This window comes from Pseudomonas sp. 22526 (genome assembly GCF_052044735.1).
GTDB lineage: Bacteria > Pseudomonadota > Gammaproteobacteria > Pseudomonadales > Pseudomonadaceae > Aquipseudomonas > Aquipseudomonas piscium.
This window is the reverse complement of the sequence record NZ_JBQENK010000011.1, coordinates 101,652-125,256: the sequence shown is the minus strand read 5'-3', so window position 1 is coordinate 125,256 and position 23,605 is coordinate 101,652. Positions and strand designations below refer to the sequence as shown.

Genomic DNA, 23,605 nt, shown 5'->3' with positions numbered 1-23,605 from the left:
ACAATTCGGGGGCTCGGCGCGGGTTCCGCTAGGGAGGCTTTGCTGCCGGCTTGGTGGCTAATTTAGGGACTGGATCAAAATGGGACAATTCCCTAAAATCGAGATTTATTGATTCCAAAACAGGAACAATCATGGATCGCATCGAATGCATGCGCGCGTTTGTCGTCACAGTCGACGCCAACGGCTTCGCCGCCGCGGCCCGGGCCATGGACGTGCCGCGCTCGAAAGTCAGCAAACAGATCCAGGCACTGGAAGAAGCCATCGGCGTGCAGCTGCTGCACCGCACCACCCGCAGCCTGCACCTGACCGAAGCCGGCGCCGAGTACTACGAGTCGGCGCGGGAAGTCCTGGCCGCCGTGGACGAGGCCGAACAACGGGCGCGGGACGGCATCGGCGAATTGCGCGGGGTGCTGCGGGTCAACGCGCCGATGTCCTTCGGCCTGCGCCGCCTCGGGCCGCTGGTGCCGCTGTTCCATGAGCAGCACCCGAACATCGAATTGCAGCTGGTGCTCAGCGACCAGCAGGTGGACCCGGTGCGCGGCGGTTTCGATGTGACCATCCGCATCGCCAGCCTGGCCGACTCCTCGATGGTCGCCAAGCTGCTGGCCCCGGCGCCGCGGATCATGGTGGCCTCGCCGGACTACCTGAAGCGCGCCGGCATCCCGCAGACGCCCCGCGACCTGACCGCCCACCAGTGCCTGAACTATGGCTACCTGCAAAGCGGGGTCAGCCTGCAGTTGAGCAACGGCAAGGACACCCAGCGCGTCCACGTCACCGGCCCGCTGCACGCCAACAACGGCGACCTGCTGGCCCAGGCCGCCGAGGCCGGCATGGGCATCGCCCTGCTGCCCGACTTCATCGTCGCCGACGCCCTGGCCGCCGGCCGCCTGGTGCCGGTGCTGTGCGAATGGCAAGCGCCGCCGATCAGCATCCACGCGGTGTACCCCTCGGCTCGGCGCGTGCCGCAGAAAACCCGGGCCTTTATCGAGTTCCTGGTGGCCCAGTTGGCGGAGAAACCGCCTGTGCATCCGTAGGTGATCCAGGCGAGATGGGGTGTCAGATACACCGCCTCGCGGGCAAGCCTCGCTCCTACAGAAGCCGGGAACACCATGGCGCCCCTGTAGCCGCTGCCGAGCCTGCGAGGCTGCGATCGGCACCGCAGGGGCCGCAAAACCAGGCACCGCGTTCCTCCCGGTAAACCGCGTGGGCAGGATTGGCGAGGACTTCGTCCTCGATCGCAGCCTCGCAGGCTCGGCAGCGGCTACAGACATGCGTACCCCCCCTCTTCTGTAGGAGCCAGGCTTGCCGGCGATGCAGGCGACCTGGGCTGTCTCGACGATGGACCTACACTGATTGCATACACCTCGGCATTCGTGAGGGGCCATCATGCGTAACTCTCCCAAACTCGCGGCGCTCAGCCTGGTCGCCACCCTTGTCTACCTCGGCCTGGCCATCCTCGGCATGGGCGGGCTGGTGGCGTTCTTCTCCCACCCGGCGCTGTGGGTCATCACCCTGTCCCTGCTGGCCATGGCCGGCGTGGCCCAGTTCAGCGAAGGCAACCTGAGCCCCGGCAAACAGGAAGACCGGGAAAACCGCTGGGTCCTCGTCGCCTTCGGCATCCTCGGGCTGTTGCTGGCCTTTCTCCCCGCCTACACCGACCGCCTGGACTTCTGGACCATTGGCGGCACCGACACGCGCTGGTTCGGTGTGGTGTTCTTCATCGCCGGCGGCATCTTGCGGCTGTGGCCGGTGTTCGTGCTGGGCAATCGCTTCAGTGGCCTGGTGGCGATCCAGCCCGGCCACCAACTGGTGACCACCGGCATCTACGGCACCCTGCGCAACCCGAGTTACCTGGGGCTGCTGATCAACTCCGTGGGCTGGGCCCTGGCCTTCCGCTCTGGGGTCGGCTTGCTGCTGACCGCCTTGATGCTGATCCCACTGATCGCCCGCATCCATGCCGAAGAGGCCTTGCTGCGCAAAGAGTTCGGCAAGCAATACGACACTTACTGCGCCTACACCTGGCGCCTGGTGCCCTGGATCTACTGAGGACTTTTTCCGCGGCGCAGCCGGGGCGGTGTTAAATATTTTGTGACGCGCCCCTTGGCAGCGAGGACCAGTCCCGGTAAAACGGTGAGCCTCACTTGCACGAAATGTCCGTGAATTCTTGACGAGATCCGCCGGCCGATGAACGCCTTGTGTTGCCGCCCGCCCCGCCAGACATGCGCTACTGCCTCGTGCAGCCGCCTCGGCATCGGCATTGGGATGGCAACAACGCAACGCACCCACGGCGATCTCCACGGCAACCCCGGGGACCTGCGATGAAACTGCTGGTCAACCTGCCCATGGCCCTGTGCCGCTCCCGCCTGCGTCACTCCTCGCGCCCTCCGGATCTCTCGCTTTCGCTCTGAACGCGCGCCCCTGCGCGTCGAGCCTTGCCGCCTTGATATCTGCCATTGCAACCGGGCCATGCCGGCGCCGCTGCATGAACCGAACCTGCGCGCCGCCATGGCGCAAGCGAGAGCATCATGAAATTTGCAGCCCTTGACGAGGCCCGTAGCTTCCTGGCCGCCAACCCCGATATCGACATGATCGAGCTGTTCATCCTCGACGCCAACGGCGTGCCGCGCGGCAAGCTGCTGCACCGCGAAGAACTGCTGGCGGTCTATGAAAGCGGCCGCCCCCTGCCCAGCACCATCCTCGGCCTGACCCTGCAGGGCGACGACGTGGAAAACTCCGGGCTGGTCTGGGACGTCGGCGATATCGACTGCCGCGCCTACCCCCTGGCCGGCAGCCTGGTGCGCCTGCCGTGGCGGCAGATCCCCACCGCCGCGGTGCAGGTCAGCATGCACCCGCAGGAAGGCCTGCCCGCCAGCATCGCCGACCCGCGCCACCTGTTGATCAAGGTCATCGACCAGCTCAAGACCGAGGGTTATCACCCGGTGATGGCCTGCGAGCTGGAGTTCTACCTGCTGGACGCCAAGCGCGACGGCAACGGCCGCCCGCAACCGGCGCTGGACGCCGATGGCGGTCGACCGCGACAGACCCAGGTCTATGGCCTGCGCGAACTGGAACAGATCGAACCCTTCCTCGCCGACCTCTACGCCGCCTGCAAGCTGCAAGGCATCCCGGCGCGCACGGCGATTTCCGAGTACGCCCCGGGCCAGGTGGAGATCACCCTGGAGCACGGCGACGCCCTGGAGGCCATGGACCAGGCGGTGCGCTACAAGCGCCTGGTCAAGGCGGTGGCCCACCAGCACGGGATGCAGGCGACCTTCATGGCCAAGCCCTTCGATGACCTGGCGGGCACCGGCATGCACATGCACGTGAGCCTCGCCGACGCCGCGGGCCACAACCTGTTCGCCGCCGCAGACCCGGCCGGCACCCCGCTGCTGCGCCAGGCGGTGGGCGGCATGCTCGCGTCCCTGCTGGATTCGCTGCTGCTGTTCTGCCCCAACGCCAACTCCTATCGCCGCTTCCAGGCCAACAGCTACGCGCCGCTGGCGCCGACCTGGGGCGTCGACAACCGCACAGTCAGCCTGCGGGTGCCGGGTGGCCCGGCCAACAGCCGGCATATCGAGCACCGCATCTGCGGCGCCGACGCCAACCCCTACCTGGCGGCCGCGGCGATCCTCGCCGGGATCCATCGCGGCCTGCGCGAACAACTCGATCCGGGCGACCCGGTGCAAGGCAACGGCTATGCCCAAGCCAACGAACTGCTGCCCACCGACTGGCTGACCTCGCTGACCGCCCTGGAGAACTCCAGCTGGGCCCGCGCGGCCCTGGGCAGTGAATTCCTCGGGGTCTACCTGGCGGTCAAGCGCGCCGAATACCGCCAGTTCATGGCCGAAGTCGGCGAGCAGGACTGGCGCTGGTACCTGACCCAGGCGTGACGCGCTGGCCGGCGTCACGGCGCCGGCCCGGCCCCCCTCCCAGCATTCGAGAACAGTCCATGACAGCCGCATTCAACCCGGTAACACCGGCAGCCGAACGCTGCCCTTCCTACTACAGCGCCACCCTGAACAGCGAAACCGCCTACCCGTCCCTGCAAGGCCAGGTGAGCGTCGACGTGGTAATCATCGGCGGCGGTTTCACTGGCGTCGCCAGCGCCGTGGAACTGGCCGAACGTGGCCTGAAAGTGGCCATTGTCGAAAGCCACAAGATCGGCTGGGGCGCCACCGGGCGCAACGGCGGCCAGGTCACCGGCAGCCTGTCCGGCGACGAGGCCATGCGCAAGCAGATGCGCCGCACCCTGGGCGACGAGGTCGACGATTTCATCTGGCAGCTGCGCTGGCGCGGGCACCAGATCATCCGCCAGCGCGTGGACAAATACGCCATCGCCTGCGACCTCAAGCACGGCCACCTGCACGCCGCCTACAAGCCCAGCCACCTCGCCGGCCTGCGCGCCGACTACGAGGAAGCGGTGCGCCGCGGCATGGGCGACGAGGTCAGCCTGCTGGACCGGCAGCAAGTGCGCGAGGTGCTGGACAGCCCGCTGTACCACGGCGCGATCAAGAACACTCGCAATATGCACCTGCACCCGCTGAACCTGTGCATCGGCGAAGCCCGCGCCGCCGAGAGCCTCGGCGCGCTGATCTTCGAACACAGCGAGGTGCTGCAGATCGTCCACGGCGAGCGCCCGGCGGTGATCACCGCCCAGGGCCGCATCGACGCCAGACAGGTGCTGCTGGCCGGCGACGTGTACCACAAGCTGGAGCCGAAACAGCTCAAGGGCAAGATCTTCCCGGCCATGGGCGGCATCGTCACCACCGCGCCCCTGGGCGAGCTGGCCAAGCGTTTGAACCCCCAGGACCTGGCGGTCTACGACTGCCGCTTCGTGCTCGACTATTACCGCATGACCGCCGACGGCCGCCTGCTGTTCGGCGGCGGCGCCAACTACAGCGGCAAGGACTCGCGGGACATCGCCGGCGAACTGCGCCCGTGCATCGAACGCACCTTCCCGGCGCTCAAGGGCGTGGCCATCGACTTCCAGTGGAGCTGCGCCATGGGCATCGTGATCAACCGCATCCCGCAACTGGGCAAACTCTCGGACAACGTCTGGTACTGCCAGGGCTACTCCGGCCATGGCATCGCCACCAGCCACATCATGGGCGAGATCATGGCCCAGGCCATCACCGGGCACCTGGGTGACTACGACACCTTCGCCGCCTGCCAGCACATCCGCGTGCCCTTCGGCGACCAGCTGGGCAACCCGATGCTGGCGGCGGGCATGTGGTACTACCAGATGCTCGAACGGTTGCGTTAAGGCCTCAATGCCCGCCTCTGTAGGAGCGAAGCTTGCTCGCGATGGCACCCTCACGACCGCCATCGCCGGCAAGCCTGGCTCCTACAAAAGCCGCCCGCCCCCCCCTTCCCTGTAGGAGCCAGCTTGCTCGCGATAGCGCCCTCACAACCGCCATCGCCAGCAAGCCTGGCTCCTACAAAAGCCGCCCGCACACCCCGCCTCCGTAGGAGCGAAGCTTGCTCGCGATAGCGCCCTCACAACCGCCATCGCCAGCAAGCCTGGCGCCTACAGAAGCCGCCCGCACACCCCGCCTCCGTAGGAGCGAAGCTTGCTCGCGATAGCGCCCTCACAACCGCCATCGCCGGCAAGCCTGGCTCCTACAGAAGCCGTCAGCTGTGCATCCCGACCTCAAGCATCCTCGAGAATCAGGTCGGCACCCTTCTCCGCCACCATCAGCACCGCCGCGTGAGTATTGCCGGAGGTGACGTTGGGGAAGATCGAAGCATCGACGATGCGCAGCCCCTCAAACCCATGCACCTTCAACCGCGAATCCACCACCGAGGTCTGCGCGTCGCTGCCCATGGCGCAGGAACCGCACAGGTGGTAGATCGAGCCGCTGTTCTCGCGGAAGTACTGCAGCATCTGCTCGTCGCTCGCCACCGCCGGGCCCGGCAGCACTTCTTCCACGGTCACGCCCTTGAGCGCCGGCGCCTGCATGATCTGACGCATCAGGCGGCTGCCCTGGATCACCTCGTCGATGTCCTTTTCGGTGCTCAGGTAGTTGGGGTCGATCAACGCCGCATCCCGCGGGTTCTTCGAGGCGATCTCGATATGCCCACGGCTGGTCGGCCGGCACGGGTTGAAGCACAGCAGAAAGCCTGAATAGGGCTCGGGCTTGAGGCTGGCCTTGTTGTTTTTCGGGATCTGGTACGACAGCGGGTTGAAGTACAGCTGCAGGTTGGGATTCTCCTGCTGCGGGTTGCCGCGGAAGAAACCGCCGGCCTGGTTGACGCTCATGGCCAGTGCGCCCTTGCGCGTCAGCAGGTACTGCAACCCCAGCTTGAGCTGGCCGAACAGCGAGCTGAGCTGGTCGTTGAGGGTCGGGATATTGGCCTTGTAGTAGTAGCTCACGCACAGGTGATCCTGCAGGTTGCGCCCCACCGCCGGCAGGTGCCTGACCAGCGGAATCTGGTGCTTGGCCAGCAACGCGCGATCGGCCACGCCGGACAGTTGCAGGATCTTCGGCGTGTCCACCGCGCCGGCGCAGAGGATCACTTCCTTGCGGGCGTTGAAGGTGCGGGTCACGCCGTGCTGGGTCACGCTGATGCCGGTGGCGCGTTGTTGCAGATCGTCGAACAGCACCCGGTCCACCAGGGCATGATGCTCGACCGCAAGGTTCGGCCGACGCAACGCCGGATGCAGGTGCGCGAAGCTGCTGGAGCAGCGCTGGCCATTGCGGGTGTTGACGTCATACAGCCCCGCGCCCTCGAAGCGCGGCCCGTTGAAATCGTCGCTGAGGGGGTAACCCAGCTCTTCGCAGCCCTTGAGGAAGACATCGCAGATCGGGTGGGTCTGGCCCTTCATCGGGGTGATGCTGATGGGCCCGCTGCCGCCGTGGTATTCGGTGTCGCCCAGCGGGTGGTTCTCCAGCTTGCGAAAGTACGGCAGCACTTCCTTGAAGCTCCAGCCCGGGTTGCCGTTGGCCGCCCAGTCATCGAAGTCATGGGCCTGGCCACGCACGTAGATCATCGCGTTGATCGAGCCGGAACCGCCCTGCACCTTGCCCCGCGGCGCATAGATGGCGCGGTCGCCCAGCTGCTTCTGCGGCTGGCTGTAGTACATCCAGTTGAAGGTCGGGTTGTAGTACATCTTGGCGAACCCCACCGGGATCTTGAACCAGAACGAGCTGTCCTTGCCGCCCGCCTCCAGCAGCAGCACCGAGTATTGGCCCGAGGCGGACAGCCGGTTGGCGAGGATGCAGCCCGCGGCGCCAGCGCCGGCGATGATGTAGTCGTATGTCATGCAGGGTTACCGCGTAAGTCGTGTTGAAGGCCGCCATGCCGGCGGCCCATGTCCCGCCCGAAACCGGGCGGGAAATTCATCAGCCCTTGGCCGGCGAAGTGTCCTTGACGTCGGCCGGGGTGGCGGCCATTTGCAGGTGCAGGCGCTCGCCGGTGTACGGCGAATGCTTGCGCACCACGTCCATGTTCAGCTCCACCCCCAGGCCCGGCTCGGTCGACGGGATGATGTAGCCGTCTTCCCATTGCAGCGGCTTGGTCAGCACTTCGGCGTGGAAGCCGCCCCAGGTCATGATGCTTTCCTGGATCAGGAAGTTCGGCGTGCAGGTGGCCAGCTGGAAGCTCGCCGCGGCGCCGATCGGCCCGTTGTACAGGTGCGGCGCGATCTGCGCGTAGTAGGCCTCGGCCATGCTGGCGATCTTCTTCGCCTCCAGCAGCCCGCCGCAGCGCGCCACGTTCATTTGCAGGATCGACGCGCCGCCGGCCTGCAGCAGCTTGAAGAACTCGTACTTGGTGGTCAGGCGCTCGCCGGTGGCGATCGGGATGCTGGTCTTGGCCGCCACTTGCGCCATGGCCTCTTCCTGGCCTGGCGGTACCGGTTCCTCGAACCACAGCGGGTCGTATTTCTCCAGGCGCCTGGCCAGGCGAATCGCCGAGGACGGCACCATCTGCCCGTGGGTGCCGAACAGCAGGTCGCACTTGTTGCCCACGGCTTCGCGGATCTTGCGGCAGAAGGTTTCGCAGCGCTCCAGCACCTCCAGGGAAATCTGGTGCCCCGAGTACGCGGTGTAGGGGCCGGCCGGGTCGAACTTGAGCGCGGTGAAGCCCTTGTTCATGTTCTCCACGGCGCATTCGGCGGCCAGGTCCGGATCGTCATAGTTGTATTCGCCGTTGCTATCGAGCGGATACAGGTAGGTGTAGGAGCGCAGCCGTTCGTGGACCTTGCCGCCGAGCAATTCGTAGACCGGCTTGTTCGCCGCCTTGCCGATAATGTCCCAGCAGGCCATTTCCAGGCCGCTGACCACGCCCATCATGGTCAGGTCCGGACGCTGGGTGAAACCGCTGGAATAGGCCTGGCGGAAGAAGCGCTCGATATGGTGCGGGTCCTGGTTCAGCAGGTAACGCTCGAACACATCCTCGATGATCGGCAGCATGGCCTTGGGGCCGAAGGTCGCGGCGTAGATTTCGCCGACGCCTTCGATGCCGCAGGCGGTCTTGAGTTTGACGAACAGCCAGTACATGCCGCCGATATGCGGTGGCGGTACGGCGACGATGTGGGTTTCCAGGGAGACGATCTTCATATCAGGCACCTGCCTTCTGATTGACTGATTTGCGCTTGACGCGGGCACGCAGGGTGACCGCGGCCAGGGTGCCGAGCAGGCCGACGGCGGCGATGTAGCCGAAGTACAGCTGGTAGCCCAGGGCACCGGGGAAATGTTCGGTGAGATAACCGTTGATCAAGGGGATAAAGGCGTCCGGCAGGTAACCCACCACCGAGACAATGCCGATGGCCAGGCCGGTAATGCGCAACGGAATGTCGCAGGTATCGAGGATGGCCCAGTACAGCCCGCGAATGGCATAGGTCATCAGGCCGATGAAGATCACAGTGCCGATCAACAGGCCCAGGCTGTGCAGGTTCGGGAACACAATCAGGCCGAGCATCGCCAGGGACGCCAGGAACAACGCCACCACCAGCACCGAGACATTGGAGAAACGGTCGCCCAGCCAGCCGCCGCCGATGCCGCCGATCGGCCGCATCCACAGCTTGATGGTGGTGATGGTACCGGCCATGACCGCGGTCATGCCGTTGCCTTGCAGGTAGTCGGAGAAGCTGTAGGTGGCCCAGAAGATGTGATAACCGCAGAACACGATGGCGGTCACCAGCCACAGCTCGGGGATCTTCACCAGGGTCGCCAGGTCAGTGAGCAGGTTGAACTTGCCCTTCTCCACCGAGGCCGTGTCGGCCATGGACTTGGGGTCCTTGAGCAGCACCAGCACACAGCCGATGGCGATACAGGTGAAGGAATACAGGTACACCACATGCTTGAACCCTTCGGCCACCGACTCGCCACGGGTCTCGGTGGCCAGGGCGAACAGCGCCAGGGCGATGGTGGCCAGCAACGCCTCCACCAAGCCACGGCCGCCGTCGAGGATGCCGAAGAAACGCCCCTGCTCGCTGTGCCCGGCGATCATCTTCACCCGCTTGAGCACCGAGGCCCAGAAGGTCAGGCCGGTGGTCAGACCCCAGCAGCCGAAGATGATCATCAAGCCGGTCATCGACGGCGCGGTGGAGTACCAGAGGCCCAGGGCACCGGTGGCCACCAGCGAGAAGAAAATCAGGAAGCGTGGCGCGATGCGGTCCGCCAGCCAGCCGCTGGGCAGGTAGCTGAGCAGGAAGATGGTGCCGAGCATGGAATACAGGTAGCCCAGCTCGCTGTGGTTGATCTGGAACACCTCGAGCATGGTGGTCTGGTAGACCTGGCGCAGGTACAGGATCGGGTAGATCGCCCCTGCCGCCAGCACCAGCAGCATCAGTTGGAAATAGCGACTTCCCTTGTCGCTCTTGCCGTCGGCAAGCGAGATGGAACCCTGGACAGCGGCAGCATTGGCAGCGTGCTTGGACATGGATGAGACCTCGGGCCACCCGGCGTTCCGGGCGCCCTGATAATTGTTTTTATAGGAGGTGGAGCAGGTGGAGCAGCTGCAAATGGCAAGCTACAAGCGGCAAGAATGACCGCGGTGCCTGCACTTGCAGCTCAGAGCTTGCAGCTGTTTCTAGTACTTCATCACCACCAGTCGGGTCTGGGTGAATTCGAGCATGCCGTGCTTGCCGTCATCGCCGCCCAGGCCGGAGCGTTTCCAACCGGCGTGATAACCCTGGTACGGGTCGGCCGGGGTGCGGTTGACGTACAGCTCGCCGGCCTCGATGGCATTGGCCACCTTCATGGCGGTGCGGTAGTTCTCGCTGTAGAGCACCGACGACAGGCCGAACTGATGGTCGTTGGCCATGGCCAGCGCCTCGTCGAGGTCGCGGTACTGCAGCACCGGCAGCACCGGGCCGAAGATTTCTTCCTGGACGATCTCCATGTCCTGGCGGCAGCCGCTGAGCAGGGTCGGCGGATAGAAATGCCCCGGTCCTTGCGGCAGCACGCCACCGGTTTCCAGCACCGCGCCCGCGGCGACCGCGCGCTGGACCATGGCATGGATGTTCTGTTGCGAACTGGCGTTGACCAGCGGGCCCATCAGGCTCGGGTCGTTGGCGCGGTCACCGAACTTCACCGCGGCGATCTTCGCCTTGAGCAGCGCCAGGAAGCGCTCGTGCACGCTGGCATGCACATAGACCCGCTCCACCGCCGTGCATAGCTGGCCACAGTGGGTGGTCTTGGAACCGACGATATCGCTGGCGGCCTTTTCCAGGTCGGCGTCAGGCTCGATGATCGCCGGGGTCTTGCCCCCCAGTTCCAGGGACGGCTTGGCGATATTGGCCTTGCAGTAATCGAGCACGATGCGCCCGGCATTGACACTGCCGGTCAGGGTGATCAGGCCCACCGCCTTGTGGGTGCAGACGCTGGCCGCCGTGGCGTGGTCCATGGTCAGGATGTTCACCACGCCCGCCGGCAGGCCGGCCTGTTGCACCGCCTTGGCGATCTCGAAGGCCGAGGTCGGGGTGTTGTTGCTCGGCCGCACCACCACTGTGTTGCCGGCGATCAGCGCCGGGGCGATCTTGCGCAGCAGGGTGTAGACCGGGTAGTTGAACGGAATCAGGCAGGCCACCACGCCAATCGGTTCGCGGTGCAGGAACAGGTTCTCGTCCGGGGTATCGCTGGGGATGATCTCGCCTTCGATGCGCCGCGCCCACTCGGCGTGGTAACGGGTGATCTGGGCCGCGTAACGGGCTTCGTTGCTGGCATCGATCAGGCTCTTGCCGGACTCGGCGGCCAGCGCCGCGCCGATCTGCTCGGCGCGCTCTTCCAGGGCCGCGGCAAAGGCCCGCAGGTGTTCGGCGCGCTCGATGCTGGTGAGCTTGCCCCAGGTTTTCTGCGCCAGCGCGGCGGCATCGACGGCGGCGGTCGCCTCCTCGGCGGTGGCGGCCGCTACCTGCCCGATCAAGGCTTCGGTGGCCGGGTTGTACACCGCGATCGATGCCGGGCTGGCAGGTTCGATGAAGTGGCCGTTAACAAAATTTCGCTCGAGTCGCATGGAAATTGCCCATCGTTGCTACATGAATGGCTGAGCGGCCCGGAGGCGATCCAGGCCGCCCCTTTTAAAGAGTCTGGAGCAGGTTGCCGGAGACGGCCGAACACCCCGACGACCGCCCGTGACGGGCAGCGCTCAGGCTCGGCGAGGGCGCGGGAAGCGAGGACAGAGGATCGACAGTGGCCGGATACGGCATGGCTTGGCACTCAAGGTTGTTGTTATGTGAGTAGCCAGCAGTTTTGTCATCCGCCGCGGGGAGGACAAACGATTAATTGCGCGGACAAACATTCGAAAAATGCATGTTACCGAGGGTCGCGACCGACGCAGCCCCATGGCGCCGGCCGACAGAAGATCTTCGTTGCCTCCGTAGGAGCGAGGCTTGCCCGCGATGACCTCCGCCCAGACACCCAAGCCGCGAGTGTTCCCCACGAGAGCAGCCTCGCCGCGATGGCCTCTATTCAGACGCTGAAGCCGCCGCAGTAGAAGGCTCCAACTGGCGTTGCGCCAACCAGATCTCTTCCTGCAGCCATTGGCTGAACACCTGCAATTGCGGCATCTGGGTCTGCTCCGGACGGGTCACCAGCCAATAGGACTGATGCCCCTCCACATGCACGTTGAGCACCTGGGTCAGCTGCCCGCAGGCCAGGTCCGGGGCCACCATGTGCCAGTCGGCGATGGTGATGCCCAGGCCGTCGATGGCTGCGCGGATCGCCAGGTCCAGCAGGTCGAACTCATACCCGCCCTGGGTGTCGACCCCGCTGATGCGCGCCGCGTCCAGCCAGTGCTTCCAGGTCAGGTAGCGCTGGTCTTCCCGGGCCAGCACATGCAGCAGGGTCATGCGGTTCAGGTCGACGCCCTGCTCGCCCGATTCGCGGGCGTACAGCGACGGCGCGCAGACCGCGATATGCCGCTCCTGGAACAGCAGCGAACTGTCCAGCCCATCCCATTCGCCGTCGCCGAAACGGATGGCGCAATCCAGGGTGCTGGTTTCCGCCAGGCTGTCCTGCAAGCGGGTGGTGATGCTCAGCTCCAGCTCCGGGTGCTGCTCGCGCAGGCGCCCCAGGCGCGGCATCAGCCAGCGGCTGGTGAAGGTCGGCGGCGCGTTGATGTGCAGGCGATTGGAATGGGACTTCTGCTGGATGCTGCGCACCGTCAGCTCGATCTTGTCGAAGGACTGGTGCAGCGCCCGCAGCAGCACCCGGCCGGCGCTGGTCAGTTCCAGGTGATGGTGGCGGCGCTCCAGCAGACTCTCGCCCAGCTGCTCCTCGAGCTGGCGCACCTGGCGACTGACCGCGCTCTGGGTGACGTTGAGCAACTCGGCGGCGCGGGTGAAGCTGCCGGTGCTGCCGGCAACCTCGAAGGCCTTGAGTGCGTTGAGGCCGGGCATTCTGCGTTTCATGGAGATACTCGAGAACGGCTGACGAGGTGGCAAGCATCCCACGGCCGCTGTCGTTTCTCCTACAGCGGCGGCAACTTTTTCAACCAGTAACCTGCATTTGAGGAAGGTTTGATCGACCAAATAATCGTTTGTCGATCCTGCGCGCGCTGGCAAGACTGCCGGGCATCTCACATAACAATAAACGAGAGCCGCCCCATGCCCCGCCCCACCTCCCTGTGCCTAAACGCAGCCTGCCTGGCTGCCCTGTCCACCCTCGCCGCGCCGGCCATGGCGATCCAGGTCACCGATAACCTCGACCTCGGCGGCGCCGTCCGCGCCCGCTGGGATTACGACCCCGATCGCGACATCCAGAAGTTCGGCCTGGACACCCTGTTCCTCAGCGCCAAGTACAACTCCGACACCTGGATCGGCGAGGCCCAATACCGCTTTTACGGACGCTCCTACCCTTACCAGTACACCAAGGACTACGGCGACATCCAGTTCGCCAAGTTCGCCTGGGTCGGCTACAGGTTCAACCCCGACCGGCAGGTGCAGGTGGGCCTGAACACGGTGCCGTTCGGCTTGCAGCCGTACTTCGGCAGCACCTTCTACGAAACCCTGGGCAACGTCATCGGCCTGGAGGACGTGCAACAGGTCGGCGCCAAGTACATCCAGCAAAGCGGCGACTGGAACCTCCAGGCCGGTTACTACCTGCGCCCGGCGTGGCAGGGCAAAGGCACCAGCAAAGGCGTGACCTATTCCAGCGTGGTGTCCGGGGCCGACAGCTACGTGGCCGACGGCAGCGACAACCAGGAACGCGACACTGTGGTGCTGCGGCTGGCCAAGGCCCTGGACCTGGGGTCGTGGAAATCCGAGGTGGGGATCTCCGGCCTGACCTCGACCCTGGAGAACAAGGACACCGACAACGACGGCCGCCGCAACGCCGTGGCCGTGCACTACCTCGGCAAGAACGGCCCCTGGGGCGTGCAACTGCAAGCGGCGCGACAGCAGATGTCGCCACGCAACGCCGGCACCGACGAAGTGGTCACCCTCGGCGGTTACGACGGCACCTATAACGTCGCCAGCCGCGGCAACCTGTACGTGGCGGACCTGAGCTACGACGTCGCCGGCAAGTACCTGTTCGACCAGCTCAGCGGCATCAAGCTGTACGCCAACTACAGCGCCTTCGACAAATCCGCCGACGAGTTCAAGACCTCGCAGCGGCTGATCCTCGGCAGCTCGTTCTCCCTGAGCAAATTGTGGATCGCCAGCGAATGGCTGATCGGCAAGAACGATCCCTATATCGGTGGCAGCAGCTACACCCAGAGCCTGGGGGCCGGCGGCAGCGACCAGTGGGAAAACCAGCTGTATGTGAACATCGGGTACTACTTCTGACCCATCCCGGGCGGTCTTGAGGCCGCCCTCGACAGCCCGTCCGCGCCCGCGGCAAACCCGCCAGCGGCAGCCCGCTGGCGGGTAGCCCTGGTGGCTTTCGCCGCCGCTGTAGAAAGCCGTCGAAAATCCGCCCGGCAACACTTGCACCGCCCGGTCACAGCAGGTCAGATAGGCCCTCGGCCATCTGTGCTGCAAAACAACAACAAGCCTGCCCGCCGCCTCGACCGCCGTCGCTGTCCGCAGCCTGGCCGTGGGGCTTCGGCGCCCGGTGCGGAGTGCATCTTTTCATGCGTCAACTGCCCGCTCTGAACATGTTGCGCGTCTTCGAGGAAGTCGCCCGGCATCGCAGTTTCAGCCAGGCGGCCCTGGGCCTGAACGTGACCCAGGGCGCCGTCAGCCGCCAGATCAAGCAACTGGAAGACTACCTGGGTGTCGCCCTGTTCGTGCGCACGCCAAGGGGGCTGGCGCTCACCGAATCCGGCGCGGCGCTGTCGCCGCAACTGGGGGCCGCCTTCGACCATATCGAGCGCGCCCTGGAGGCGGTGCGCGTGCCCAACCTGCGCCAGCGCCTGCGCATCCTCGCCCCGCCGACCTGGGCCACCCGCTGGCTGTCGGCGCAGCTGCGCCACTTCTGCCAGCGCTACCCGGACATCAGCCTCAGCGTGACCAACCAGAACAGCCACGACAGCCTGGCCGAGGTCGACTGCCAGATCCGTTTCGGCCTGGAGCCGGCCAGCCATTGTTCGAGCCAGTTGCTGGTGATGGAACGGCATATCGCCGTCGCCAGCCCGGAGCTGTTCGTCGACGGCCAGGCGCCGGACCTGCGGCAGTTTCCGCTGCTGCACATCCTGCACGACGGCAAGCGCCTGAAGGTCTGGGAGAACTGGCTGGCCGCCATGGGCCGCGACGATGTCGATGCCGGCCAGGGCCTGGAGTTCAGCACCCTGGACCAGGTGATCCATACCGCCCTGGCGGGCGGCGGCCTGGCGGTGATCGACCGGCAGATGATCGAGCGAGAACTGGCCAACGGCAGCCTGCTGCCGATCACCCCGGTGGAAGTGCTCGGCCCTTACGGCTACTGGCTGGACGTGGCCAACGACAAGCAGGGCCTGTCGAAAGTGCGGGTGTTTACCGAATGGTTGCGCCTGGTGAGCAACCCTTAGAACGCTTGCGCCATCCCGATGCGATCGCGAGCAAGCTCGCTCCTACNGCGCCTCTGTAGGAGCGAGCTTGCTCGCGATGGAACCGCAGGTTACGGACCTCAGATCGGCGCCACGACCTTGCGCGCCACGGGTACCGCGCCACCCTCCACCGCGCCCTCCTTCGAGCTCCGCACCTTGCACGCCTGGCTCAGGGTCAGCGCCTTGGTTTCCGGGGCCCAGGCCCAGGAGATCAACGCACCCAATGCAAGGATCGCGGCGAGGATGCCCATGGTCGGGCTGAGGCCGATCCCGGCCACGCTGACCGGCAGCAGGAAGGTACTGATTGCCGATCCCAGGCGGCTGACTGCCGTGGCCAGGCCGATACCACTGGCCCGCACTTCGGTGGGGAAGCTCTCGGCCGGGAACACCCCCACCAGGTTGCTCACCGCCGACAGCACCAGGGTGAACAGACCGAACACCAGCACCATCAACCAGGCCGCGCTGCCTGGTAGCACCGCCAGCAGGAACAGCGCCACCGCGAGGATGATGAAGGAGTTGATCAGAAAGCCCCGGCGGGAAAACTTCACCGTGCACCAGATGCCGATCAGCGCGCCGAGGATCAGCAGCATGTTCAACATCAGCTCGGTGCCAAAACCTTCGGCCAGCCCCATCTTCTGCAAGATCGACGGCAGGAAGGTGTAGATGGCGAAGTACGGCATGACGATGCAGACGAAGAACAGGCAGTTGAACGCCGTGCGCTTGCGGTACTCGCGGCTGAACAACACGGCGTAGCCGGAACGGGTTTCGCCGGACGGTTCTTCATCGAGCACCACATTGGCGCCCAGGTGCTTCTTGACCACGGCCCGGGCCTCGGCGATCCGCCCCTGGTTGACCAGCCAGCGTGGCGATTCCGGGGTGCCGATACGGGCGATCAGGATCAGCCCGGCGGGGATCGCCGACGACGCCAGCATCCAGCGCCAGGCATCGTCGCCGAGGCCGAGCATGGCGGTGCCGACAAAGGTCGCCGCTACATAACCGAAGGTCCAGATCACGCTGAACGAACCGAGCAATACGCCCCGGTGCTTCTTCGGCGCGAACTCGGCGAGCATCGCATGGCCGACACTGAAATCGCCGCCCAGGCCGATACCGATCAGGATCCGGCACAGCAACAGGGCCATGGCGCTCTGCACATAAAACTGCATGACCGAGGCCAGGGTGATCAGCACGAAGCTGATCAGGAAGATTTTCTGCCGCCCCAGGCGGTCGGAAATCCAGCCGAAAAACAGGCTGCCGAGAAACAGCCCGATCAACGCCGAAGCCCCGATCAGCCCCTGCCAGAAGGCATCGAGCTGCATCTGCGGGCTGAGCAGGGTAAAGGCGATGCCGATCAGGCCAAGAATATAGCCGTCGGTGAAATGCGCGCCGAAGGTCAGGCCGGCGATCTTCAGGTGGAACCGGCCGATGGGCAGGTCGTCGATCTTGGTGGTTGCGGTGGTCATGTTCGTCTCCCTTTATTGTTCTTGAATAAGAGATGAATCGGGTGGTGCGCCCTTTGCGGGAACCGGCGAAGGCTTCACTGGCTCCGGCAACGAAGGGTTGATGCCTAGAGACCACCCATCAGCAGGTATTTGATCTCCAGGTAATCCTCCAGCCCGTACTTCGAACCTTCACGGCCCAGGCCGGATTCCTTGATGCCGCCGAAGGGCGCGACCTCGGTGGAAATGATCCCTTCGTTGATCCCGACCATGCCCGCCTCCAGGCCGTCGGCCATGCGCCAGACCCGGCCGATGTCGCGGCTGTAGAAGTAGGCGGACAAGCCGAATGGCGTGTCGTTGGCCCGTTGCAGCACCTCGGCCTCGTCCTTGAAGCGGAAACAGGCGGCCACCGGGCCGAAGGTTTCGTCCTGGGCGATCAGCATGTCGCTGCTGGCCTCGGTGAGGATGGTCGGCTCATAGAAGGTTCCGCCCAGGGCATGACGGCGCCCGCCGCACAGCAGCCTGGCGCCCTTCTCCAGGGCATCGCCGACGTGCAGCTCGACCTTGGCCAGGGCGGCGGCATTGATCAGCGGCCCCTGCTCGGTTTCACCGTCCAGGGCGCTGCCGACGCGCATCGTCGATACGGCTTCGGCCAGCTTGCCGGTGAAGGCTTCGTAGACGCCGTCCTGGATAAAGAAACGGTTCACGCAGACGCAGGTCTGCCCGGTGTTGCGGAATTTCGAGGCCATGGCGCCCTTCACCGCCGCCTCCAGGTCGGCGTCGTCGAAGACGATAAAGGGTGCGTTGCCGCCCAGCTCCAGCGAGACCTTTTTCAGGGTATCGGCGGCCTGGCGCATCAGCAGTTTGCCGGTACGGGTCGAGCCGGTGAACGACAGCTTGCGCACGATGCTCGAGGCTTGCAGCGCGCCGCCAATGGCTGCTGCATCGCCGGATACGATATTCAGCACTCCCGGTGGGATCCCCGCCTGCTCGGCCAGCACCGCCAGGGCAAAGGCCGACAACGGCGTCTCTTCCGAAGGCTTGAGGACCATGGTGCAGCCGGCCGCCAGGGCCGGGCCGACCTTGCGGGTGACCATGGCCAGGGGGAAGTTCCACGGGGTGATCGCCGCGACCACGCCTATGGCTTCCTTGGTCACGATGATCCGTGCGTCGGCCTTGTGGCTGGGGATCACATCGCCGTAGGCGCGCTTGGCTTCTTCGCCGAACCACTCGAGAAAACTCGCCGCGTACACCACCTCGCCCATGGCCTCGGCCAGCGGCTTGCCCTGCTCGCGACTGAGCAAGGTGGCCAGCTCGCGCTGGTTGCCCAGCATCAGCTCGCTCCAGCGTTTCAGGCGCTGGCTGCGTTCCTTGGCGGTGAGCTTGCGCCAGGCCGGCAAGGCCCGGTTGGCAGCGGCGATGGCCAGCTCGGTCGCTTCGGCACCGGCCTTCTGCACCTCGGCGATCAGCTCGCCATTGGCCGGGTTCAACACCGGATACACAGGACCGCCGCTGGACCACTGGCCGTCGATGTAGTTGCCATTGCGGATCAGCGCGCTCATGCCACGGCCTCGGTCAAGGTGAAGCGCGCCTGGCCCGGGCGGGCGGTGCGCAGGATACGTTTACCTGCGGTGTAGTCGTTGATCACATCGCACGGCGTGTAGTTGCGTTCCAGCTCGTGCAGCTCTTCGGCATCCAGCCGGGTATCCAGGGCCGCCAGGGCGCTGTCGAACTGCTCGGTGGTGTCGGCGCCCACCAGCATGCAGTCCACGCCAGGGTGATTGAGCACCCAGGCCTGGGCGACCTGCGCATTGCTCACGCCACGGGCGCGGGCCACGCGCTGCACCGAATGGGCGATCTCGAACGAGGCCTCATCGCTGTACATCTGCTGGGTGAAGAAGTCGGTCTGGTTGCGGGTCGACTGCGCATCGCCGGTGAGCAGGCCACGGGCCAGCGGGCTGAACACCGAGACGCCCAGGCCCTGGTCGCGGCAGAACGGCAGCATCTCGCGCTCTTCTTCGCGGTAGGCGCAGTTCAGTTGCAGCTGCATGTTGATCGGCTTGACCCAGCCGTTGCGCTCGCAGGCCATGAGGATCTTCGCCAACTGCCCGGTGAGCATGGTGGAGACGCCGATGTAGCGCGCCTTGCCGGAACGCACTATGTCGTTCATGGCGCTCATGGTCTCTTCCACCGGGGTGTTCAGGTCGAAGTAATGCAGCATGAAGACGTCGACGTAATCCATGTCCAGGCGCTTCAGCGAGGCGTCGATGCTGTCCATGATGTGCTTGCGCGAATGGCCGCTGGCGTTGATGCCGCTACGGGTGCCGTAGCCGACCTTGGTGGTGATCACCAGGTCTTCGCGACGGGCCAGGCGCTTGACGATGCGCCCCACCACTTCCTCGCCGACCCCGGCGGAATAGAAGTCCGCCAGGTCGATGAAATTCACCCCGTTGTCCAGCGCATGACGGACAATCGGCTCGCTCTGCTGCTCGTTGAAGATCCAGGGTTTCCAGTCCGGGGTGCCCATGTTCATGGTGCCCAGGCACAGACGGGAAACCTGCAGGCCGGAGTTGCCCAAACGAATGTATTGCATGCTGCGATCCTCAGGCTTTTGGGGTGTAGAACGGGTTGCTGATCTGGCCGACCACGTCCGCCAGTTGCGCGCGTTCGGGCTTGCCGGCCAGGGCCGCGCGGATCGCCGTGCGGCAGGCGTTGTAGTTGTTCAGGTAGACCGCGTCCAGGTCGTCGCAGGCCGGGTTGACCCAGTTGGCGGTGACGATGGCCCATTCGTCTTCGGCTTCCTTGGGCAGGGTGCCGTCGAGCAGCGCTTCGAGCACCGCCTTGGCGATGCCGGCCTGGGAGGCGCCCCAGGTGGCGTTGCCGTGCAGCTCGCTGCCGATGGCCGCCTTGTTGACGTACAGGGTCATGGGCTTGACCGGGATGTTCGGCTGGGCGATCACCATGAACGGGCAATGGCCTTGGCTCGGCGATGCCAGGCTGTTGGCGAAGGCCTGGCCGGCCGGGCCGTTGCGCGGGCCGATCAGGATATTGATGTGCGCGGCGTTCACGCCCGGGCCTTCGAAACCTTCACCGATATAGAGGTCGAGTTCTTTCATGGGTAGCTACTCTTGGGACGCAGAGGGATGAGTTGAAGTGATCAGTGGCGCACGCAACGCAAGACAGCGGCGAGGCCAGGATGGGGTAGCGAAGAGCGCGGCGCGCGATTGGCGCAGACAGCGCGGAAACGAGGCTGGGTCATGGGGCAAACGCTCTTTGTTGTTATGGTTGAGCTGGTGTTTGCGCTTTTGTATCACCGGCCTTGTAGCGGCCTGTAACCATTAAAAATCATGGGGCCATGAGATTAGGTAATACCCTTGTGCGGCACCCTGAACACTCGAGGAGCAGGCAATGAATCCATTGGTTTACAACGGCGGCTGCCTGTGCGGGCAGGTCCGGTTCCAGGCCCTGGGGCCGGCGCACAACCCGCACTACTGTTCATGCAAGTTGTGCCAGCGGCACACCGGCGCGCTCAGCGCGGCCTGGGTCGAGTTCCCCCGGGAACGGGTGACCTGGAGCGGCGTGCCGGCGACCTTTCGTTCGTCCGACTATTCCAGCCGCGCGTTCTGCCCCCAGTGCGGCAGCTCATTGGGCGCGATCGACGATGAACCCACCGTCGCCCTGCTGCTGGGCTGCTTCGACGACAATGACCCTGAAGTGCTGAAGCCGACCGGGCACTCCTACTCTGGCGCACGCCCGAGCTGGTGTCAGGGCGACACATAAGCCGGCCTTCGTGGCTCTCCATTTTCAATGAACAAGGATCGCTCAAGCATGAAATTCGCCTACACCATTCTCTACGTCCCGGATGTCAGCGCCTCGCTGGCTTTCTTCGACCGCGCCTTCGGCCTGCCCACCCGTTTTCTCCATGAGTCCGGCACCTATGGCGAGCTGGAAACCGGCACCACCGCCCTCGCCTTCGCCGCCCATGAGCTGGGCGAGATGAACTTCAGCGGCGGCCACGTCGAGGCCCACAGCTCGGCCAGGCCGCTGGGCATGGAAATCGGCCTGGTCTGCGCAGACGTGCACGCCGCCCATCAACGGGCGCTGGACGCCGGCGCCAGCGAACTCAGCGCACCCAGCGAAAAACCCTGGGGGCAGACGGTGTCCTATGTGCGCTGCCCCGACGGCCTGCTGGTGGAGTTGTGCACGGCGATACAGCCCTAGGTCCCTCGTCCGGCTTACTTGCGATGGCTTCCTTGAGACCGCCATCGCCGGCAAGCCTGGCTCCTACAGAAGCCATCCGCGATCCCCCCGTAGGAGCGAAGCTTGCTCGCGATGGCGTCCTCACAACCACCATCGCCGGCAAGCCTGGCTCCTACAGAAGCCATCCGCGCCCCCCCCCGGTAGGAGCGAAGCTTGCTCGCGATGGCGTCCTCGCAACCGCCATCGTCGGCAAGCCGGGCTCCTGCAACCCTGGCGCCAGCTAGCGCCCCCACTTCTCCAAAGCGAACTCGACGAAGCTGCGCAGCTTGGGCAGGCGGTAACGGTCCTGGGCATACAGCAGGTGCATCGCCCGCAGGGGCAATTGATAGTCCTGCAGCACGGGCACCAGCCGCCCCTGTTGCAGGTCCTCTTCCACCAGGGCATCGGGCATCATCACCACCCCCAGGCCACCCCGCGCTGCGCGGTGCAGGCCGGACGAGGTGTTGGTCAGCAGCGAGCCGGACACCGGGATCAGCACGTCCCCCTCGGGCCCGCGCAACGGCCATTGGCTGGCGGTGGAGCTCCACTCGTCACCGGCCGGATAGGCGAACGCCAGGCAGTTGTGGTGCTGCAGGTCCTCCGGGACTTGCGGCGTGCCGCAGCGCTCCAGGTAGTCCGGCGCGGCGCAGATGGTCAGGGTGTAGTCCTCCAGGGGCCGGGCGATCAACGACGAGGTGTCCAGGTTGCCCAGGCGAAAAGCCACGTCGAAGGCACCGTCGATCAGGTCGAAGCGTTGGTTGGCCAGGGTCAGCTCCACCTTGACCTGCGGGCAGCGCTGCTGGAACTCGCTCAGGGCCGGCGCCAGGCGCTCGGTGCCGAAGGTCAGCGGCGCGGTGATGCGCAGGGTGCCGGACGGCTCGCCCTGGACCTGTTCCGCCAGGCGCTCGGAGTCCGCCACCAACCCCAGCACCGCCAGGCAACGCTGGTAATACTCGGCGCCGAACTCGGTCAGGCGCTGGCGCCTTGTAGTGCGACTGAGCAGGCTGACCCCGAGGCGCTGCTCCAGGGCCCGCAGGTGATTGCCGACCATGGTGGTGGACAGGCCGCACTCACGGGCGGCGGCGGTCATATTCCCCGCCTCCACCACCTTCACGTACACCGTCATCGCCTGGAACAGATCCATTATCAACCCTGGCTTTAAGATGATTAAAGAATTGACGAGTTTATCTAGCTCAGGTGGCTAACGATACTGCCAGCACACCACACTAGATGGAGCGACCCGTCATGACCGCCACCTGCCTGATGAGCACCTATCAACCACTGCCCCTGAGCTTCACCCGCGGCCTGGGCACCCGTCTCTGGGACCAGGCCGGCCGCGAGTACCTGGACGCGGTGGCCGGGGTGGCGGTGACGGGCGTCGGTCATTCCCACCCCAGGCTGGTCAGCGTCATCAGCGAACAGGCCGGCCTGCTGTTGCACACCTCCAACCTCTACGGCATCGACTGGCAACAGCGCTTGGCACAGCGGCTGACCCGCCTGGCCGGCATGGACCGGGCGTTCTTCAACAACTCCGGCGCCGAAGCCAACGAGACCGCGCTGAAGCTGGCGCGGTTGCACGGCTGGCACAAAGGCATCGAACGGCCGCTGGTGATTGTCATGGAGAACGCCTTCCACGGCCGCACCCTGGGCACCCTGGCGGCCAGTGACGGGCCGGCGGTGCGCCTGGGCCTCAACTCGTTGCCGGGGGATTATCTCAAGCTGCCCTTCGGCGACCTGGTCGCCCTGGAGCAAGCCGCACAGACCCACGGCCCGCGTATCGCCGCGGTACTGATGGAGCCGATCCAGGGCGAAAGCGGAATCCACCTGGCCCCGCCCGGCTATCTGAAGGCCGTGCGTGAGCTGTGCAGCCGGCGCAACTGGTTGCTGATGCTCGACGAGATCCAGACCGGCATCGGGCGCACCGGCCAGTGGTTCGCCTGCCAGCACGACGGCGTAGTCCCGGACGTGATGACCCTGGCCAAGGGCCTGGGCAACGGCATCCCCATCGGTGCCTGCCTGGCCCGGGGCAAGGCCGCGCAACTGTTCACCCCTGGCAGCCACGGCAGCACCTTCGGCGGCAACCCGCTGGCCTGCCGGGTGGCCTGCACCGTGCTGGAGATCATCGAGGAACAAGGCCTGCTGGCCAACGCCAGGCGCCAGGGCGAGCACCTGCTGCAACGCTTGTGGGTGGAGCTGGCCGATCACTCGCAGGTCCTGCAAGTGCGCGGCCTGGGGTTGATGATCGGCATCGAGCTGAAAAAGCCTCAGCGCGAACTGGCGCTGCGGGCAGCACAGGATCACGGGCTGCTGATCAACGTGACCCGGGGCACCACCATCCGCCTGCTGCCACCGCTGATTATCGATGAACGGGAAGTCGAGATGATCGTGCGCGGGGTCAGTCGGACGCTGCAAAACGTTGAGACCGATGGCGATGCGACAAGCGTGGAAGGAATGCTGGCTGTGTCGTGACCTATGCCTGATGGTCAGGCGAAGTGAGTTAGAACGCTATCGCGAGCAAG

19 protein-coding genes are annotated in these 23,605 nt (G+C 65.4%); 9 read left to right on the top strand and 10 right to left on the bottom strand.

The window, feature by feature from the left end; translation table 11 throughout:
- Positions 1-131: 131 nt before the first annotated feature.
- The 4 genes from ACTJKT_RS18455 to ACTJKT_RS18440 all read left to right on the top strand — a co-directional run bounded on the left by ACTJKT_RS18455 (position 132) and on the right by ACTJKT_RS18440 (position 5,263).
- Positions 132-1,034, top strand: a complete 903-nt coding sequence (locus ACTJKT_RS18455) for a LysR family transcriptional regulator (RefSeq protein ID WP_016702825.1) — start codon at positions 132-134, stop codon at positions 1,032-1,034.
- Between the two features lie 352 nt (positions 1,035-1,386).
- Positions 1,387-2,046, top strand: a complete 660-nt coding sequence (locus ACTJKT_RS18450) for a methyltransferase family protein (RefSeq protein ID WP_440788073.1) — start codon at positions 1,387-1,389, stop codon at positions 2,044-2,046.
- Between the two features lie 479 nt (positions 2,047-2,525).
- A complete protein-coding gene (locus ACTJKT_RS18445) occupies positions 2,526-3,890 on the top strand; it encodes a glutamine synthetase family protein (protein ID WP_440788072.1) in 1,365 nt (454 codons plus the stop codon).
- A 59-nt stretch (positions 3,891-3,949) separates the two neighbouring features.
- Positions 3,950-5,263 carry an NAD(P)/FAD-dependent oxidoreductase gene (locus tag ACTJKT_RS18440; RefSeq protein WP_440788071.1) on the top strand — a complete coding sequence of 438 codons (1,314 nt, stop codon included), beginning with the start codon at positions 3,950-3,952 and terminating at the stop codon, positions 5,261-5,263.
- Between the two features lie 387 nt (positions 5,264-5,650).
- On the opposite strand, the gene ACTJKT_RS18435 is transcribed toward ACTJKT_RS18440, so the two are convergent.
- The 5 genes from ACTJKT_RS18435 to ACTJKT_RS18415 all read right to left on the bottom strand — a co-directional run bounded on the left by ACTJKT_RS18435 (position 5,651) and on the right by ACTJKT_RS18415 (position 12,856).
- Positions 5,651-7,264 (bottom strand): GMC family oxidoreductase, encoded by a 1,614-nt coding sequence (locus ACTJKT_RS18435; RefSeq protein WP_440788070.1) that lies wholly within the window; start codon positions 7,262-7,264, stop codon positions 5,651-5,653.
- A 79-nt stretch (positions 7,265-7,343) separates the two neighbouring features.
- Positions 7,344-8,561: a mandelate racemase/muconate lactonizing enzyme family protein gene (locus ACTJKT_RS18430; protein ID WP_440788069.1), complete on the bottom strand. Its 1,218-nt coding sequence runs from the start codon at positions 8,559-8,561 to the stop codon at positions 7,344-7,346.
- A gap of 1 nt (position 8,562) precedes the next feature.
- A complete protein-coding gene (locus ACTJKT_RS18425) occupies positions 8,563-9,885 on the bottom strand; it encodes an MFS transporter (RefSeq protein ID WP_440788068.1) in 1,323 nt (440 codons plus the stop codon).
- A gap of 150 nt (positions 9,886-10,035) precedes the next feature.
- A complete protein-coding gene (gene aldA, locus ACTJKT_RS18420; protein WP_440788067.1) occupies positions 10,036-11,460 on the bottom strand; it encodes an aldehyde dehydrogenase in 1,425 nt (474 codons plus the stop codon).
- A gap of 451 nt (positions 11,461-11,911) precedes the next feature.
- Positions 11,912-12,856, bottom strand: a complete 945-nt coding sequence (locus ACTJKT_RS18415) for a LysR substrate-binding domain-containing protein (protein ID WP_440788066.1) — start codon at positions 12,854-12,856, stop codon at positions 11,912-11,914.
- Positions 12,857-13,051: 195 nt separating this feature from the next.
- Here ACTJKT_RS18415 and ACTJKT_RS18410 point away from each other — a divergent pair, with 195 nt between their 5' ends.
- Both ACTJKT_RS18410 and ACTJKT_RS18405 read left to right on the top strand, forming a co-directional pair.
- A complete protein-coding gene (locus ACTJKT_RS18410; RefSeq protein WP_440788065.1) occupies positions 13,052-14,230 on the top strand; it encodes a hypothetical protein in 1,179 nt (392 codons plus the stop codon).
- Between the two features lie 287 nt (positions 14,231-14,517).
- Positions 14,518-15,393, top strand: a complete 876-nt coding sequence (locus ACTJKT_RS18405) for a LysR substrate-binding domain-containing protein (protein WP_440788064.1) — start codon at positions 14,518-14,520, stop codon at positions 15,391-15,393.
- A 98-nt stretch (positions 15,394-15,491) separates the two neighbouring features.
- Here the strand turns inward: ACTJKT_RS18405 and ACTJKT_RS18400 are convergent, their stop codons facing one another.
- The 4 genes from ACTJKT_RS18400 to fae form a co-directional block, all read right to left on the bottom strand.
- Entirely contained in the window at positions 15,492-16,871 is a 1,380-nt protein-coding gene (locus ACTJKT_RS18400) for an MFS transporter (RefSeq protein ID WP_440788063.1), read from the bottom strand.
- Between the two features lie 104 nt (positions 16,872-16,975).
- Positions 16,976-18,409: an NAD-dependent succinate-semialdehyde dehydrogenase gene (locus ACTJKT_RS18395; RefSeq protein WP_440788062.1), complete on the bottom strand. Its 1,434-nt coding sequence runs from the start codon at positions 18,407-18,409 to the stop codon at positions 16,976-16,978.
- Positions 18,406-19,440: an aldo/keto reductase gene (locus ACTJKT_RS18390; RefSeq protein WP_440788061.1), complete on the bottom strand. Its 1,035-nt coding sequence runs from the start codon at positions 19,438-19,440 to the stop codon at positions 18,406-18,408. The genes ACTJKT_RS18395 and ACTJKT_RS18390 overlap by 4 nt, the downstream gene beginning before the upstream one ends.
- A gap of 10 nt (positions 19,441-19,450) precedes the next feature.
- Entirely contained in the window at positions 19,451-19,963 is a 513-nt protein-coding gene (gene fae, locus ACTJKT_RS18385) for a formaldehyde-activating enzyme (protein WP_092304761.1), read from the bottom strand.
- 292 nt (positions 19,964-20,255) lie between these two features.
- On the opposite strand from fae, the gene ACTJKT_RS18380 reads away from it, so the two are divergent.
- Positions 20,256-20,627 carry a GFA family protein gene (locus ACTJKT_RS18380; protein WP_440788060.1) on the top strand — a complete coding sequence of 124 codons (372 nt, stop codon included), beginning with the start codon at positions 20,256-20,258 and terminating at the stop codon, positions 20,625-20,627.
- Positions 20,628-20,675: 48 nt separating this feature from the next.
- A complete protein-coding gene (locus ACTJKT_RS18375; protein ID WP_440788059.1) occupies positions 20,676-21,068 on the top strand; it encodes a VOC family protein in 393 nt (130 codons plus the stop codon).
- A 259-nt stretch (positions 21,069-21,327) separates the two neighbouring features.
- On the opposite strand, the gene ACTJKT_RS18370 is transcribed toward ACTJKT_RS18375, so the two are convergent.
- The gene (locus ACTJKT_RS18370; protein ID WP_440788058.1) at positions 21,328-22,230 is read right to left on the bottom strand and encodes a LysR family transcriptional regulator; all 903 of its coding nucleotides are present in this window, start codon (positions 22,228-22,230) and stop codon (positions 21,328-21,330) included.
- A gap of 101 nt (positions 22,231-22,331) precedes the next feature.
- Between ACTJKT_RS18370 and ACTJKT_RS18365 the strand changes: the two genes are divergently transcribed.
- Positions 22,332-23,555, top strand: a complete 1,224-nt coding sequence (locus ACTJKT_RS18365) for an aspartate aminotransferase family protein (protein WP_440788057.1) — start codon at positions 22,332-22,334, stop codon at positions 23,553-23,555.
- Positions 23,556-23,605 lie beyond the last annotated feature (50 nt).